The organism is Roseateles sp. 22389 (genome assembly GCF_052044995.1).
Taxonomy (GTDB): domain Bacteria; phylum Pseudomonadota; class Gammaproteobacteria; order Burkholderiales; family Burkholderiaceae_C; genus Roseateles.
The window spans coordinates 321,027-335,927 of the sequence record NZ_JBQEOF010000005.1; the positions used below are offsets into that span (position 1 = coordinate 321,027).

The 14,901-nt window shown below is 69.4% G+C and carries 13 protein-coding genes and 1 pseudogene; 3 read left to right on the forward strand and 11 right to left on the reverse strand.

The features are described from left to right. Positions 1-26: 26 nt before the first annotated feature. The 4 genes from ACTJKJ_RS09875 to mnmG form a co-directional block, all read right to left on the reverse strand. A complete protein-coding gene (locus ACTJKJ_RS09875) occupies positions 27-821 on the reverse strand; it encodes a GNAT family N-acetyltransferase (protein ID WP_440820313.1) in 795 nt (264 codons plus the stop codon). Between the two features lie 13 nt (positions 822-834). Further along, complete coding sequence (locus ACTJKJ_RS09880; RefSeq protein WP_091729619.1) at positions 835-1,608, reverse strand: ParA family protein; 774 nt, start codon at positions 1,606-1,608, stop codon at positions 835-837. Between the two features lie 88 nt (positions 1,609-1,696). Beyond that, on the reverse strand, positions 1,697-2,377 hold the full coding sequence (gene rsmG, locus ACTJKJ_RS09885) for a 16S rRNA (guanine(527)-N(7))-methyltransferase RsmG (RefSeq protein WP_440820314.1): 681 nt from the start codon (positions 2,375-2,377) through the stop codon (positions 1,697-1,699). A 48-nt stretch (positions 2,378-2,425) separates the two neighbouring features. Continuing rightward, entirely contained in the window at positions 2,426-4,393 is a 1,968-nt protein-coding gene (gene mnmG / locus ACTJKJ_RS09890; RefSeq protein WP_440820315.1) for a tRNA uridine-5-carboxymethylaminomethyl(34) synthesis enzyme MnmG, read from the reverse strand. 210 nt (positions 4,394-4,603) lie between these two features. Here mnmG and ACTJKJ_RS09895 point away from each other — a divergent pair, with 210 nt between their 5' ends. Both ACTJKJ_RS09895 and ACTJKJ_RS09900 read left to right on the forward strand, forming a co-directional pair. Continuing rightward, entirely contained in the window at positions 4,604-4,867 is a 264-nt protein-coding gene (locus tag ACTJKJ_RS09895; RefSeq protein ID WP_440820316.1) for a YkgJ family cysteine cluster protein, read from the forward strand. Between the two features lie 110 nt (positions 4,868-4,977). Next, positions 4,978-5,979: a Bug family tripartite tricarboxylate transporter substrate binding protein gene (locus ACTJKJ_RS09900; protein ID WP_297389187.1), complete on the forward strand. Its 1,002-nt coding sequence runs from the start codon at positions 4,978-4,980 to the stop codon at positions 5,977-5,979. Positions 5,980-6,419: 440 nt separating this feature from the next. On the opposite strand, the pseudogene ACTJKJ_RS09905 reads toward ACTJKJ_RS09900, so the two are convergent. The 4 genes and pseudogenes from ACTJKJ_RS09905 to ACTJKJ_RS09920 form a co-directional block, all read right to left on the reverse strand. Then, a pseudogene (locus ACTJKJ_RS09905) lies at positions 6,420-8,177 on the reverse strand (peptidase domain-containing ABC transporter); the annotation flags it as partial. Between the two features lie 148 nt (positions 8,178-8,325). Further along, positions 8,326-9,570: an HlyD family secretion protein gene (locus ACTJKJ_RS09910; protein ID WP_183493285.1), complete on the reverse strand. Its 1,245-nt coding sequence runs from the start codon at positions 9,568-9,570 to the stop codon at positions 8,326-8,328. Between the two features lie 56 nt (positions 9,571-9,626). Beyond that, on the reverse strand, positions 9,627-9,815 hold the full coding sequence (locus tag ACTJKJ_RS09915) for a hypothetical protein (RefSeq protein WP_297389197.1): 189 nt from the start codon (positions 9,813-9,815) through the stop codon (positions 9,627-9,629). A gap of 125 nt (positions 9,816-9,940) precedes the next feature. Then, entirely contained in the window at positions 9,941-10,654 is a 714-nt protein-coding gene (locus tag ACTJKJ_RS09920) for a helix-turn-helix transcriptional regulator (RefSeq protein WP_091729594.1), read from the reverse strand. Positions 10,655-11,017: 363 nt separating this feature from the next. Between ACTJKJ_RS09920 and ACTJKJ_RS09925 the strand changes: the two genes are divergently transcribed. Next, positions 11,018-11,263, forward strand: a complete 246-nt coding sequence (locus tag ACTJKJ_RS09925) for a hypothetical protein (RefSeq protein ID WP_091729590.1) — start codon at positions 11,018-11,020, stop codon at positions 11,261-11,263. A gap of 2 nt (positions 11,264-11,265) precedes the next feature. Here the strand turns inward: ACTJKJ_RS09925 and ACTJKJ_RS09930 are convergent, their stop codons facing one another. From ACTJKJ_RS09930 to ACTJKJ_RS09940, 3 genes are read right to left on the reverse strand one after another with little or no spacing between them, the layout of a single operon-like run. After that, positions 11,266-12,444 carry an ABC transporter permease gene (locus tag ACTJKJ_RS09930; RefSeq protein ID WP_297389201.1) on the reverse strand — a complete coding sequence of 393 codons (1,179 nt, stop codon included), beginning with the start codon at positions 12,442-12,444 and terminating at the stop codon, positions 11,266-11,268. Beyond that, positions 12,441-13,256, reverse strand: coding sequence for an ABC transporter ATP-binding protein (locus ACTJKJ_RS09935; protein WP_440820317.1), 816 nt, complete (start codon positions 13,254-13,256; stop codon positions 12,441-12,443). Before ACTJKJ_RS09935 ends, ACTJKJ_RS09930 begins: the two co-directional genes overlap by 4 nt. Continuing rightward, the gene (locus tag ACTJKJ_RS09940; protein WP_440820318.1) at positions 13,253-14,836 is read right to left on the reverse strand and encodes an alpha/beta fold hydrolase; all 1,584 of its coding nucleotides are present in this window, start codon (positions 14,834-14,836) and stop codon (positions 13,253-13,255) included. The genes ACTJKJ_RS09935 and ACTJKJ_RS09940 overlap by 4 nt, the downstream gene beginning before the upstream one ends. Positions 14,837-14,901: the final 65 nt, after the last annotated feature.

A 14,901-nucleotide genomic window follows, 5' to 3' on the forward strand; every position in this document is an offset into this window, starting at 1 on the left:
GCCTCGCCGCCGCGAGACGAGGGCGCTCAGGCCCAAGCGCGGGGATCGTCGCTGCGGTAGTGGTAGCGGTAGGCCTGCAGGAAGCCAAGGCGGGCATAGAGGCGTTGCGCGGCGTCGTTCTCGGCGCCGACCTGGAGATAGGCCGTCGTGGCGCCCTGCAGGCGCGCCTGGGCCAGGAGCGCGGCACAGAGCCGATGGCCGTGCCCGCGACCGCGCTGGTCCTCGGGCGTGAAGATGTCGAAGAGTCCCGCCATGCCGCCCACCGAGGTGCCAGCCGGCCCGGGATCGATGGCCACCTGGCCGCAGGCGAGCAGCCCGCCATCGCGTTCCAGCTTGAAGGCCTGGTGACGCACGCTGGCTTCTTCGAGGCGCCGCGCATGGCCGGTGATCTCCTCGACGCTGGAGCGGCGCAGCGCACCGATCAGCGCGGCGTAGTCGGCGGCGGAAAGCGGCGTCAGCGAGTCCGACGGACCGGGCTCGTCGAAGCCGTCCAGGGACGGCAGCACCATCACATCGGCCGGGTCAAAGCGATGCCAATGCATCGCGGCGAGGCGGCCGTCGAGGTCGTCCGGCTGGCTGAACGGGGTGAGGCGCAGGATCAGCGGCAACCCGGCCTGCTCGAAGCTGACCCGGCAACGGCGCAACAGCTCTTCCAGGGGAAGCGATCCTCCCGCAAGCGGGTTTACGCAGCGAGACCGCTTGGCCTTGCCTGGCGACAACCGCAGCAGCCACCCCTCCACCTGGGCTTCACGTGGCGCCGACGCCGCGTTGAGGCCGGCCAGTTCGGCGCGGCGGGCGAGGGCGTCCAGTTCCGGCGACATCGATGGGACGCGCTCAGCGCATGCCGCCGACGCGCTTCACCATTTCCTTGGCGAAGTCGATGAAGGCGTGGGCACCCTTGGATCCGCCATCGAAGACCACGCCGGGCAGACCGTAGCTGGGCGCTTCGGCAAGACGGACGTTGCGGGGGATGACGGTGTCGAAGACCTTCTCGCCGAAGTGCGCCTTCAGCTGCTCGCTCACCTGTTGCTGCAGGGTGATGCGCGGATCAAACATCACGCGCAGCAGGCCGATGATCTGCAGATCCGGGTTCAGGTTGGCGTGGATCTGCTTGATCGTATTGACCAGGTCGGTCAGGCCTTCCAGCGCGAAGTACTCGCACTGCATCGGCACGACCACACCGTGGGCCGAGCACAGGCCATTGAGCGTCAGCATGGACAACGAGGGCGGGCAGTCGATCAGGACGAAGTCGTAATCCTGCGCGGCGGCGGCCAGCGCGGTCTTCAGGCGCTGCTCGCGGCGTTCCAATTCGACCAGCTCCACCTCAGCGCCCGCCAGTTCCCGGTTGGCGCCCAGCACGTCATAGCCAGCCTTCTCACTGCGCTGCCGGGCTTCGGCGATGGTGGCCGATTCGAGCAGCACGTCGTAGACGGTGAGGGCCAGGGCGCGCTTGTCGATGCCCGACCCCATCGTCGCGTTGCCCTGCGGATCCAGGTCGACCACCAGCACGCGCTGGCCGACCTTGGCCAGGCCGGCGGCCAGATTCACGGTGGTGGTCGTCTTGCCGACGCCACCTTTTTGGTTCGCAACGCAAAAGATCTTGGCCATGAATGCTGGGAGAACGAACTCGGGAGAGGGCGCAGCTTAACCGCTGGCGCGAGGGTCGGCGACGCAGAGTCGCCGGGAGAGGGCGACCTCAGGCGGCGGATGTCGCTTCCGCCCCAATCGGGCGAATCCAGAGCAGGCAGCGCTGGGCGTCAAGCCCGGGCACGGTCAGCTGTTCCACGTGAAACACGTTCAGGTCCGGAGCGCGCTCGCGGAGTTCGGCGAGCTCCTCGGTCGGCTGCTGACCCTTCATGGCCGCCCACACGGCGCCAGGCTTCAGGTGCATGCGGGTCCACTCGGTGAAATCCGCCAACGAGGCGAAAGCCCGCGAGGTGATGACGTCGAACGGTGCCGTCTTCAGCTGCTCCACGCGGGAGTGCTCCGCATGCAGGTTGGGCAGGCCGATTTCCGCCGCGACCTGCGCGATGAAAAATGCCTTCTTGCCGACGGTGTCGACGCAGGTCACATCAATGCTCGGATCGCAGATCGCGATCACCACGCCAGGCAAGCCGCCACCGCTGCCGACGTCCATCAGGCGAAGCGGCTGGCCGGCAGCATGGCGACGCAGGGGAGGGATCAGGCTGAGGCTGTCGACCAGATGCTGGGTGAGCATGGCCTCGGGATCCCGGACGGCCGTCAGGTTGTAGACCTTGTTCCACTTCGACAGCAGCTGCAGATAGGCGATCAGCTGATCCAGTTGCTGGTCGTTCAGACCGAGCGCCAAAGTCTGGGCGGCGGCGGCAAGTCGGGAGCGCAGGTCGAGGTCAGTCATCAACGGCGTGGTCGGTCGATTCGGGATTGGGGCGTGGAAGGGGGTGACTCAGGCGGCGGCCGATTCGGCGGCTGCATCCTGGTCGGTGAATCCCTTGAAGCGGCCTTTGCGCAGGTGAATCAGCAGCAGCGAAATCGCCGCCGGTGTGATGCCCGAGATGCGCGAAGCTTGGCCCAGGGTTTCGGGACGATGCTTGTTCAGCTTTTGTCTGGCCTCGAAGGAGAGGGCGGTGACCAAGCCGTAGTCCAGGTCTTCGGGCAGCTTCAGGTGCTCGTAGTTGGACGCGCGGGCGACGTCTTCCTGCTGCTTGCTGATGTAGCCGGCGTACTTGACGCTGATCTCGATCTGCTCGACCACCGCATCGCTCAGGTCTGTGCCCAGTGACGCGGCAAGTGCCGCGCGCGACACCCCGGCTTCCGGACGTGCAATCGCAGCCACTTCAGCGATGGTGTTGAAGGTGACGCCAGGACGGCGAAGCAGGTCGATCAGGTTGTATTCGTGCTCGAGCGGCTTGCCGACCAGACGTTCCGCATCGGCGGCCGGAAGGATGTTCGGATGGACCCAGGTCGACTTCAGCTTCTCTGTTTCACGTGAAACAGCATCCCGCTTGCGGTTGAAGGCATCCCAACGGGCGTCGTCCACCAGGCCCAGCTGGCGCCCCGCTTCTGTCAGACGCATGTCGGCGTTGTCCTCGCGGAGCTGGAGCCGGAACTCGGCGCGACTCGTGAACATCCGGTAGGGCTCGGTGACGCCCTTGGTGATCAGGTCATCGACCAGCACGCCGAGATAGGCCTGGTCGCGGCTGGGCAGCCAGGCGTCCCTGCCTTGAACCTGCAGCGCCGCGTTCAGGCCGGCGAACAACCCCTGAGCGGCCGCTTCCTCGTAGCCGGTGGTGCCGTTGATCTGGCCGGCGAAGAACAGGCCACCGATGGCCCGCGTCTCGAAACTGGACTTCAACTCGCGCGGGTCGAAGTAGTCGTACTCGATCGCATAGCCCGGTCGCAGGATGTGCGCGTTTTCGAGTCCGGGGATGGATTGGACGGCCGCCAGCTGGATGTCGAAGGGCAGGGAGGTCGAGATCCCGTTCGGATAGAACTCGTGCGTCGTCAGGCCTTCGGGCTCCAGGAAAATCTGGTGCGAGTCCTTGTCGGCGAAGCGATTGATCTTGTCCTCGATGGACGGGCAGTAGCGCGGACCAACGCCCTCGATCACGCCGGTGAACATCGGACTGCGGTCGAAGCCGGAGCGGATGATCTCGTGGGTGCGGGCATTGGTGTGGGTGATCCAGCAGGGCAACTGCTGCGGATGCTGCGCGGCGCTGCCCATGAAGCTGAACACCGGCACCGGGTCCAGGTCGCCGGGCTGTTCGGCGCACTTGGAGAAATCGATGGTGCGGCCGTCCAGGCGCGGCGGGGTGCCGGTTTTCAAACGACCTTGCGGCAGCTTCAGTTCCTTGAGCCGGCCGGACAGCGACACGGCCGGCGGGTCGCCGGCGCGACCGGCGGCGTAGTTGTCCAGGCCGATGTGGATCCGGCCGTCGAGGAAGGTGCCGGCGGTCAGCACGACCGCCCGGGCGCGGAAGCGCAGGCCCGACTGGGTGACGGCACCGACGACGCGGTCCCCCTCGACCATCAGGTCGTCGACGGCCTGCTGGAACAGCATCAAATTGGGCTGGTTCTCCAGCCGGCGCCGGATGGCGGCCTTGTAGAGGATGCGGTCCGCCTGCGCGCGGGTGGCGCGGACCGCCGGGCCCTTGGAGCCGTTGAGGATGCGGAACTGGATGCCACCCTCGTCGGTGGCCTCGGCCATCGCGCCGCCCAGCGCGTCGACTTCCTTGACCAGATGGCCCTTGCCGATGCCGCCGATCGACGGGTTGCAACTCATCTGGCCCAGCGTCTCGATGTTGTGGGTCAGCAGCAGCGTGCTGACGCCCATGCGGGCCGCCGCCAGTGCGGCTTCGGTGCCGGCATGGCCGCCACCGACCACGATCACGTCGAACTCTTTCGGATAAAGCATGGCAAGGCGTCCAGCGGAATCGGCGATCGGTCGATCGAGGCCATCGCGGCGCGCGGAAGGCGCGAATCCAGGCGATGGACAGCCGGCTGGCGTTCAGATGAGGGAAGGGCGCGATTTTACGCGGGGCTGTGGATAAGTCACTGCCTCAGGGAGATGGCGGGCGGACCTTGTTGGCGTCCGCGAAGGGCGTGCGGCGACAATCCCGCCGTCATGAACTGCCGTCCCCACTGCGCCGCCTGCTGCATCGCTCCGTCGATCAGCAGCCCGATCCCCGGCATGCCCGACGGCAAGCCGGCTGGCGTGCGCTGCATCCAGCTCGACGACGAGTTGCGCTGCCGGATCTTCGGCCGTCCGGAACGGCCCGCGGTCTGCGGATCGCTGCCGCCGTCGGAGGACATGTGCGGCGACTCCCGGGAGCAGGCGATGCGGTGGCTCGGCTGGATGGAGGAGCAGACCGCGCCGCCCGCGGCCTGAGTCTTGAGCGTCGACGCCCCGCCCTCCAGGGACGCCGACGGATCGACAGCGCCTTGAAAGTGCACCTTCGTAGAGTCACCCTCTCCAGAAGAACCGACCGGAGACATCCCATGACCCCCACCAACGAGGACCGCCGCCGCTTCCTCTTGCAATCCGCCGCGCTCGGCGCCACGGGCGCGACCCTCGGCGCAAGCGCTCCCGCCTTCGCGCAATCCACCTGGCCGTCGCGCAACGTGCGGCTGGTCGTGCCGTTCGCGCCCGGCGGCAGCAGCGAGATCGTGGCCCGCGCCACCGCCGCCGAACTGAGCAAGACGCTGGGCCAGGCGGTCTACGTCGACAACAAACCCGGCGGCGGCGGCAACATCGCGATGGTGGAGGTGGCGCGCGCGGAGGACCAGCACACGCTGATCCTCGGCCACATCGGGACGCTGGCGGTGAACCCGTACATCTACGACAAACTGCCCTACGACCCCAACCGCGACTTCAAGCCGATCACGCTGCTGGCCAAGGTGCCCAGCCTCTATGTCGTCCATCCCGACGTGCCGGCGAAAAATCTCAAGGAATGGGTCGCGCTGGTGCGCAAGAACCCTGGCAAATTCAGCTACGGCTCGGCCGGCAACGGGAGCGCGGGGCACCTGGCGATGGAGTACCTCAAAATGGTCGCCGACCTGTTCATCCTCCACGTCCCGTACCGCGGCACCGGCCCGCAATTGACCGACCTGCTGGCGGGACGGCTCGAGGCCGCGTCGGTCGGCGCGCCGGCCATTCTTCAATTCATCAAGGCCGGCAAACTGCGCTGCCTGGCCACCGGGTCGAAGGAACGCCTGCCCCAATTGCCCGACGTGCCAACCGTCGCCGAGCAAGGCTACCCAGGCTTCGAGATGACCCAGTGGTACGGGCTGTGCGCGCCGGCCAATCTCGCGGCGGCAAACACGGACAAACTCGCCGTGGAATCGGCGAAGGCCATCCGATCGGTTTCTGCGAAGGAGCGCCTCAGCCACGATGCGGCGGAACCGATCGGCAATACGCCGGCGCAGTTCGCGGCATTCATCGCGCAGGAACAGCAGCGGTGGAAGCAGGTGGTGGCGAGGGCGAAGATCAAGCCCGATTGAGGAGGCCCCGGTGGGCCCCAAGAGGGGTGCCCTCCGGAGAGTGACTCCGGTTGGCCAAGCGCGGGCTCTCCACGACGCGGGGGGCGTCCCGTCCGGGAACCCCCCGCATCATTCCGGCCCCACAGTCGCTCGCTGACGCCGCGTGCGCGTGGCATTGGCTGACGGCGTGAGGGCGTCGGGGCGGTGGCGGGGAGGGGTGTCGGTTGGGTCAGCGGTGCTGGACCGAGCGCAGGTCCTGCACGACGCGGCCACCCTGCAGGCTGACGACGCGTTGGGCGGCGGCGATGGTCTCGGGGCGGTGCGCGATGACGATGCGCGTCAGCGAGAGCTGGCGCAGGCTGGCGTTGACGAGGCGCTCGCGCTCGACGTCGAGCGCGCTCGTCGCTTNCCCGGGCCAGCAGGATGCGCTGGCGCTGGCCGCCGGACAGGCTCGAGCCCATGTCGCCGATCAGCGTCTGGAAACGCATCGGCATGGCCTCGATGTCCTCCAGGACGCAGGCCAGTCGCGCGCATTCGCGGACCCAGTCAGGATCGACGTTGAGGTCGAAGAAGCTGATGTTGTCCGCGATGCTGCCGGCGAAGAGCTGGTCGTCCTGCATGACGGTGCCGATGCGCTCGCGCCAGGCATTGGTGCCCAGCTGGGCGAGGGCGACGCCACCGATGCGGATCTCGCCGTGCTGCGGCGCGTGGATGCCCAGCATGAGCTTCATCAGCGTGGTCTTGCCGCAGCCCGACGGGCCGACGATGGCGACCGATTCGCCAGGCTCGATGCGCAGTGAGCAGCCGGCAATGACCTCCGGCTCGCCGTCGGCGTAACGGAAGCGCAGGCCGTCGAGCTCCAGCGGCGCCTCGCGCGGCACCGCGCGGCCGGGCGCGTCCAGGTCCGCCTCGGGCGCGGTGAGGACGATGTCGGCCAGGCGCTCGCCCTGCAGGCGCAGCATCTTGAGCGCGACGACCTTGTCGATGAGGCCGGCGATGCGTTGGCTGAACTGGTCCTTGTAGGCCAGGAAGGCGAACAACATGCCGACCGAGAGTTCCTTGTCCAGCACGAGCATCGCGCCCAGCCCGACGATGGCGACACGCTCGAGCCCGAACAGCAGCTTGTTGCCCTGCGTCATGCCGAGCTCGAGCTTGCGGCCGGTGAGCGAGGCATTCATCTGCTCGACGACCAGGTTGGCGAAACGCGCGCCGCGATCGGCCTGCGCGTTGAAGAGCTTGATCGCCTGCGCGCCGCGCAGCGATTCGAGGAAGTGGCTGTTCTGGCGCGCCTCGTGGGTCAGCGCTTCTTCCTGGGCGTCGCGCAGCGGCCGGAAGCAGGCCCAGCGCAGCAGCGCGTAGCCGGCCACCGCGGTGAGCGCGACCGCCGTGAGGCGGCCGCTGTAGAGCACCATCATCGCCAGCGTGAGCAGGACCATGAGGCCGTCCAGCACGGCCTCGATGAAGCTGCCAGTCAGCGTCTTCTGGATCTCCTGGACGCTGGAGAAGCGCGACCAGATGTCGCCGAGATGGCGTTTCTCGAACCAGGCCAGCGGCAGCCGCAGGAGGTGCGAGAAGACGTTGGAGAGCCATTGCAGGTTGAGCGAGGCCGACAGGATCATCACCGCCCACGAGCGCAGCAGGCCCATGCCGACCTGCAGCAGCACGAGCAGCGCGAAGCCGATGCCCAGCGTGACGAGCAGGTCGCGGTCGGCGCTGACGATGACGCCGTCGACGGTCCATTGCAGCAGGAAAGGCGCGAGCAGGCCCAGCAGCTCGAGTCCGAGCGCGAGCGCCAGCACCTGCGCGATGGAGCGCTTGAGCCCGCTGACGTGGCCGAGCAGCTGCCGCCATTGGGGCGCCGGTGCGGGGGCCTTGCGGGCGAAGTCCATGCCGGGCCGCAATTCGAGCGCGACGCCGGTGAAGTGCTTGGAGACCTCGGCCAGCGGCAGCCGGCGCTCGCCGTGCGCGGGATCGAGCACGACCGCGCGGTCGCCGTCGACGCGGTCCAGCACGACGAAGTGGTTGAAGTCCCAGTGCAGGATGCAGGGGGTCTGGAGCTTGTGCAGCGTCTGCGGCTCGGCGCGCAGCGCGCGGGCGGTGAGGCCGAGCTGCGCGCCCATGCGGACCAGGTCCGCCATCGTCAGGCCCTTGAGCGAGACGGCGAAGCGGTCCCGCAGCTCGCCCAGCGCCCAGCGCTGGCCGTGCGCCGCGGCGACCATGGCCAGGCAGGCGAGGCCGCACTCGGCGGCCTCGGTCTGCAGGATGACGGGACGGCGGCGGCGCCAGCCGAGGTTCAGCTTCGCCAGGAAGCCGGTGGGCGCGGCGCCCGGCGGCGGAGCGCCTGGCGGGGCGCCGGAAGCGGGGACGTCAGACACGGCGGGCGAGGCTCAGCAGCGGTTCGAAGATCCATTCAATCAGGCGGCGCCGCTCGAGCAGCACGTCGGCCTCGAGCAGCATACCGGGGCTGAGCGTCTGGTCCTGCCCGTAGGCCTCGACCGACTGGCGCTGCAGCTGCACGGTGATGCGGTACATCGGCTCGCCTTGCGCCATCGCGGCAGGCAGGCCGAGCTGGGCGAGCTCCGCGGCCTGCAGCGGGGTGCGCGCGACCTGCAGGACCTCGCCGGCCTGCTGGCCGAATTTCTGGTACGGGAAGGCCTGGTAGCGCAGCAGCACCGCCTGGTGCGGGCGCAGGAAGCCGACGGCGCTGGACGGGGCGTAGAGATGCGCCTGCAGCGGCGTGCGGGCGGGGAGCAGGGCGGCGAGTTGCGTGCCGGCCTGCACGACCTGGCCCGGCTCGGCCAGCACGGTGCTCATCTGGCCGTCGCTGGGGGCGCGCAGCACGAGCCGGCGGCGCGCCTCGTTCTCGACGCCCTGCGCCTGCAGCGCGGCGATGTCGCGCGCGAGTTCCCCTTGCTGGACCTGTGCCTTCAAGGGAATCGCCTGAAGCTCAGCTTGCAAGCCCAACGCCTCCCGCTGCAGGTTTTCGCGCTCACGCGAAAGTGCCTGCCGTTGGGCCTGCAAGCCAAGCAACTCCTCCCGCTTGGTCTGGACCTGGGCGCTCGATACGAACTGGTCCTTCGCCAGCGATTCCAGCCGTCCCAGACTCTGCTGCGCCAGCGCCTCGCGCTGGGCATGCAGCTGCAGCTCGGCATCGGCCTGCCGCAGCGTGGATTCGAGCGTGGCGATCCGCGCCTTCAGCGAGGCCGCCTGGCTCTGCGCGAGTTCCCGCTGCTGCGCCTGCGCGGCACCCAGCGATTGCTCGCGGTCCTTCAAGGTCCGCGACAGGCTGTCGCCCGTCGGATTCGCGCTGTCGAGGGACAACACGAACAGCACGTCGCCCTCACGCACCTGCTGCCCATCCTGGACGGGCCGTGCCACGACGGTGGCGCTCTGCGGCACGCTCAGCCGCATCACGCCGCGCTCGGGCACCAGCAGGCCGTTGACGCGGGCCTTGCGGGTGTATTCGGTACTGAACAGGAAGGCGCCGACCGCGACGACACCCCCCAGCGCCAGAAGGCTCAACCAGCGCAAGGTGGCGGGCCGATGCAGCTGCACCGATCCCAGCCAGGCCTGCTGCTGCGAGGCCTGGGCTTCGGCGCGGAAGAGCGCCACCACGATTTGCTACGCCTGGTTGCGAACCTGACGGATCGCGCGTGAGCCGCGAGGGCTCACCAGGTGCCCTTGGGCGCGGGTTCCACGTCCGCCGACGCGGTCGTGGCCACCGTGGCATCGCTGCCGACCAGCCAGGTGCCCTTCGGGGCGCCGCCGCCGACGTGAACCAGGGCCTGCAGGTCCAACTCGACCAGACCTTCTTCGACTTGCGTGGTGACAGCGACGTTTTGCGGTTGGGCTTGCATAAGAGGCTCCAGATTCGGTGACGTGCCCGGAAAAGTGGTGAGCACGGGACGCATTGAAGCAGCGCGCCGCCTGACGCATAACTGTCAGCTCTTACAGTGTTTACAAGGTGCCGCCGCGGGCAGCATCAGCGAATCAGGCCCAGCCGGAGCGCCTTCAGCACCGCCTGATGCTTGTTGGAGCAGCCCAACTTGTGCATCGCATTGTTGATGTGCAGCACCGCCGTGCGTTCGGTGATGCTGAGGATGGCGCCGACTTCCCAGGCGGTCTTGCCTTCCATCGTCCAATGCAGGCACTCGAGCTCGCGCGGCGTGAGCCGCGGCGATTCGGTGACCTTCTCCTCCGGCAGCAGCACGCGCAGCGCGGTGTCGACCGCGTGCACCGCGAACAGCTGCAGGTCCGCGACCATGCGCGTGAGCTGGCCCGAATCGCTGGGCAGCGGCTGGTCGCGATCGACGCCGAGCACGAAGTGCCGCCCTTCGGGCAGGTGCAGCGCCAGGCAGATGCCGGTGCTGTAGCCGAATTGCGCCTGCGATTCCCAGATGTCGCTCGCGCCATGGCGGGCGTAGGTCTGGCGGTCCCACACGATGGGCATGCTGTTGCGCTTGCAGTGCTGCATGACCGGATCGCGGCGGCCGAATTCGGGCGCGTGCATCACCTCCGCGTAACCGGCGGGGCAGTTGTCGATGGTGATGAACTCGGTGTCGGCCAGCGTGTGGTCCACCACCGTGATCGCCGAAACCGTCTGGAAATCCAGTTTTTGCGCGAAGCGGATCACCTCACTGCGGAACTCTTCGCGTGAGCGCGCTTCCAGGACTGATTGATAACCGCCTTGCAGCATTGATCGCTCCGGCCCATCGGCCGGCCTTGTGGGCCTCTTCGGGTGGCTGTCGCGGGGGGGCGCCGGGCTCGTCGGGGTTCCGCCACGCGCCCACCGCGACCGCATAGGCCACGTGACGCATTCACGCCCCTGACAGGGTTTACAGCTGGCGGGTCGTGCTCATCATGACCACACTGCTGGTCAAGGGGAGAAGCAGCAACCGCCGATCCGCAATAGCCAAACCAAACAATTCTGACAATGACACCAGCTTGGATTGTGTACGCGTGGCCACGAATATTGTGTGATGTGCAGCGTCTACCCCGCTTACAGTTCGCGCATTTGAGCACGCGCGTGTTGGTGGCGGGAGACGAGGATCACCCGGCCATGGGGCAAACCCTGTGGAGTGGCGAGTCGGAATTCGGCGCCGCCGGCGTGGCCTGGGACTGGGTGCGCATGCCCTACGGCATCGTGTCGATGGTCGATCCGATGGCACTGGTGACCAATCTCCAGTTCCTGAATGGCGAGGGCGAGGTGCTCGCTCCCATCGAATCGGCCATCCAGCTCAACGGCATCGTGCACACGCTGCCGTGGCAGGAGCAGGTGCAGCTGGCGCTCGCGACGCGGCACTGAGCTCATCGCGCCACGGCCGCGCGCATCGAGCGCGCCACCAGCGCCAGCCCGGCCACGGTGAGCGCGGCGCCGACGATCACCGTCGGCATCACCTTCGCGAAGGTCAGCGGCTCGCCCTTGAGCACCTGCATCATGAGCAGGTTCTGGCCCAGCCCCGGCACCCACAGGTGCCAGGAGGCCTCGCCGCCGGGATGGATGATGGCCACCACCGGCGCCAGCGAGATCGCGGTCACCACCAGCGTGGTGCTGGCCTGCGCTTCCTTGAAGGTCTTGGTGCGGATGGCCAGCGCCATCAGCACCGCCGCCAGGCCCGCGGCCAGCGGGATCTGCAGCAGCAGGAAGCGCAGCGCCTCGCTCCAGCCGAACTGGAACATCGCCGCCAGCGCGTCGCTGCGCATCAGCCACTGGCCGGGCAGGAAGCTGAGGTTGGACAGCACGGCCACCGCCAGGCCCGCCATCATCACCGCGGCCCACTTGCCGGCGACGATGGCGGCATGCGGCGCCGGATTGACCAGCAGCGGCTCGAGCGAGCCGCGCTCGCGCTCGCCGGCGGTGCTGTCCAGCGCGGCGGTCAGCGCGCCGTAGAGCACCGCCATCATGATGAACATCGGCAGGATCTGGGTCAGCCGCGTCGAACGCGCCTGCAGGCTGGCGAGGTCGCGTTCCTGGACCTCGACCGGCTGCAGCTGCCGCGCGCCGATGCCGCGCATCGCCAGCGCGAGCGTCGCGCGCTCGCTGCCGAAGCCCTGCAGCAGGCGGCTGATCGTGCCCACGCCGGCCTCGGCGCGCTGGTTGGCGCTGTCGGTGACGATCTCGATGCGCGGCGCTTCGCCGCCGGCCAGCAGCGTCTCGAAGTCGGCCGGCACCACCATCACCGGATCGCTCAGCGTGGACGAGCGCAGCTGGGCCTCGTAGTCGGCCGGCGCGGCCTTGATCGTGTAGTTCTGGCGCTCGAGGTAGTTGCGCAGCGTGGGCGCATGCTCGATGCCCACGGCGAGCAGCTCGCGCTGCTCGGCGCGCTCCTGCAGCGAGGCCGTCAGGCCCGACATCAGCATCAGCAGCAGCGGCCCCATCAGCACCGCCGGCACCAGCAGGCGCAGCAGCGTGCGGCGGTCGCGCAGCGCGTCGACGATCTCCTTGGCGAAGACGGTGCGGAAAGCCTTGAGGAAGGGACCGTTCATGCGGACTCCAGGTGGCGCGCGTGCGCGGCCTCGGGGAAGGCGAGGTCGACGAAGGCGTCCTCGAAGCGTTGCCGGCCGGTCTGCGCGAGCAGGCCGTCGACGGTGCCGGTCGCGACCGAGCGCCCGTGCGACATGACCACGACCTGGTCGCAGAGCTGTTCCACCTCTTGCATGATGTGGCTCGAGAAGACGATGCACTTGGCGCCGCCGGCCGGCGAGCGCAGGTGGCGCAGCACCTCGCGCAGCGCGCGCGTGGCGACCACGTCCAGCCCGTTGGTCGGCTCGTCCAGCACGATGTTGGCCGGGTCGTGCACCAGCGCGCGGGCCAGCGCGGTCTTCATCCGTTCGCCCTGGCTGAAGCCCTCGGCGCGGCGGTCCAGGATGGCGCGCATGTCCAGCAGCTCCGCGAGCGACTCCGCCCGCGCCTGGGCCTGCTCCATCGGCAGGTCCTGCAGCCGCGCGAAGTAGACGATGTTCTCCCGCGCGGTCAGGCGCGGGTACAGGCCATGGGCGTCGCCCAGGATGCCCATGCGCGACAGCGCCTCGCGCGGCGAGCGCAGCACGTCCACGCCGTCGACCTCGATCGCGCCCCGGTCCGGTGGGAACAGGCCCGCCAGCATCCGCAGCGAGGTCGTCTTGCCGGCGCCGTTGGGACCGAGCAGCCCGGTGATGCGGCCGTTGGGCGCGTCCAGGTCCAGGTGATCGACCGCGACGACGGTGCGCGTCGGGCCCTTGCGGCCGAAGCGGGCCGCCAGCGAGCCTCCGCCGCCGCGGGTCTGGAAGGCCTTGTGGAGGGCATGCAGGCGGATCATCGGTCGGACTCCCGGACGGCGGAGGCGGCGGCCGCGAGGGTCGCCGGGGTGGGGGGCAGGAAGGCGGGCGGGCGCGGCAGCTTGAGGGCGCAACTCGCGTCGACGGCCAAGGCATCGGCATCCCGCGGCGCGTCGATGAAGCGGAACAGCACGTCGCGCATGCAGGGCAGCGCCAGCACGACGCCATGGCCCGCGTTGGGCACGACCACATGCCGCGCCTGCGCGCCCAGCGCGGCCTGCACGCGCTGGCCGTGGCGCTCGGGCGTGGCGGGATCGCTGCCGCCGCTGGCGATCAGCACCGCATGGCGGGCTGGGGGGAGGACGTAGAACGCGGGGTCGACCGCGCCGCGCGGCCAGCTGGCGCAGACGCGCGCGTAGAGGTCGCGGTCCAGGGTGCCGAAGTCGGGCGAGGGCGCCTCGGTCGAGGCGGCGATGCGGGGTGCGTCCTCGGCGCAGATCACCGAGAAGTGCATGCCCTCGAAGATCCGCATCGCGCGCGAGCCGCCGCCGAGCTGGCCGGCCAGCCCCGCCAGCGCGTCGAAGCGGCCCAGCGAGGCTTCATGGATGGCCGCCGGCAGCGCCGCGGCGACCTGGGGCGCGTACAGCGGCGGGCGCACCAGGCCCAGCAGGCCTTCGCGCGTCAGGGTGACCTCCTCCGGCCGCCCGGTCAGCGGATGGGTGAAGGCGACCTTGCGCGGCATGCCCTTGAGCAGCGCCTGCCATTCCGCCTTCAGCGCCGGATAGCGGGCCTGGCAGTCGGCGGCCTGGGCGCAGGCGGCGAAGCTGAGGTCCAGCGCGCGCTGCGCGTCCTGGGAGAAGCTGACCGGCAGCACCATGTCCGGCGGCGCGACGCCGTCGATGACGGCGCGGCGCACCCGGTCGGGGAACTGGCGCTGGTACTCGAGCGCCGCGCGGGTGCCGTAGGACGCGCCGATCAGGTTCCAGCGCTCGACGCCGAGCGCCGCGCGCACGGCGTCCATGTCCTGCATCGCGATCGTCGTGGTGTAGAAGCGCAGGTCGCCGTGGGGCAGCCGTTGCAGCGCGTCGCGGCATTGCTCGAGCAGCCGGACCTTGGCGCCGGGCTTGAGCAGCTCGTCCAGGCTGCGGTCGCTGTTGTCGGGGCAGGAGAGTGGCGCCGAGCGGCCGGTGCCGCGCTGGTCGATGAACACCAGGTCGCGGCGATAGTTCAACCGCGACAGCCGCGGCATCACCGAGGCCGTCAGCGCGATGGCGCTCTGGCCGGGACCACCGGCCAGCAGCAGCACCGGGTCGGGCAGCTTGTTGCGGGCCAGCGCGGGCACCACGACGTAGCGGATGTCGATGCGCACGCCGTCGGGCCGGGCCGGATCGAGCGGCCGGCTGACTTGGCCGCACAGCACCTCGGTGGAGACACCGTCGACCCGGCAGGCCTTCAGCGGCGAGGCCGCCTCGGGCGATGCGGCGCGGGCGCCGCCGGCGGCCAGCGCGAGCGCGGCCGCGATCGCCGCTGCGAACGCTGCTGCTGAAGCCGCCGCCTTCGGTCGCAGGGCCGGGACCGGCCGGGCTCGGGGGGCAGGCCTTGCCCCGGGACGCGTCAACATGGACTCTCTCCTCCGTCGTGCCCGGCGATTATGGCCAGCGGGAGAGACGCGGCCGGGTGCCTTCG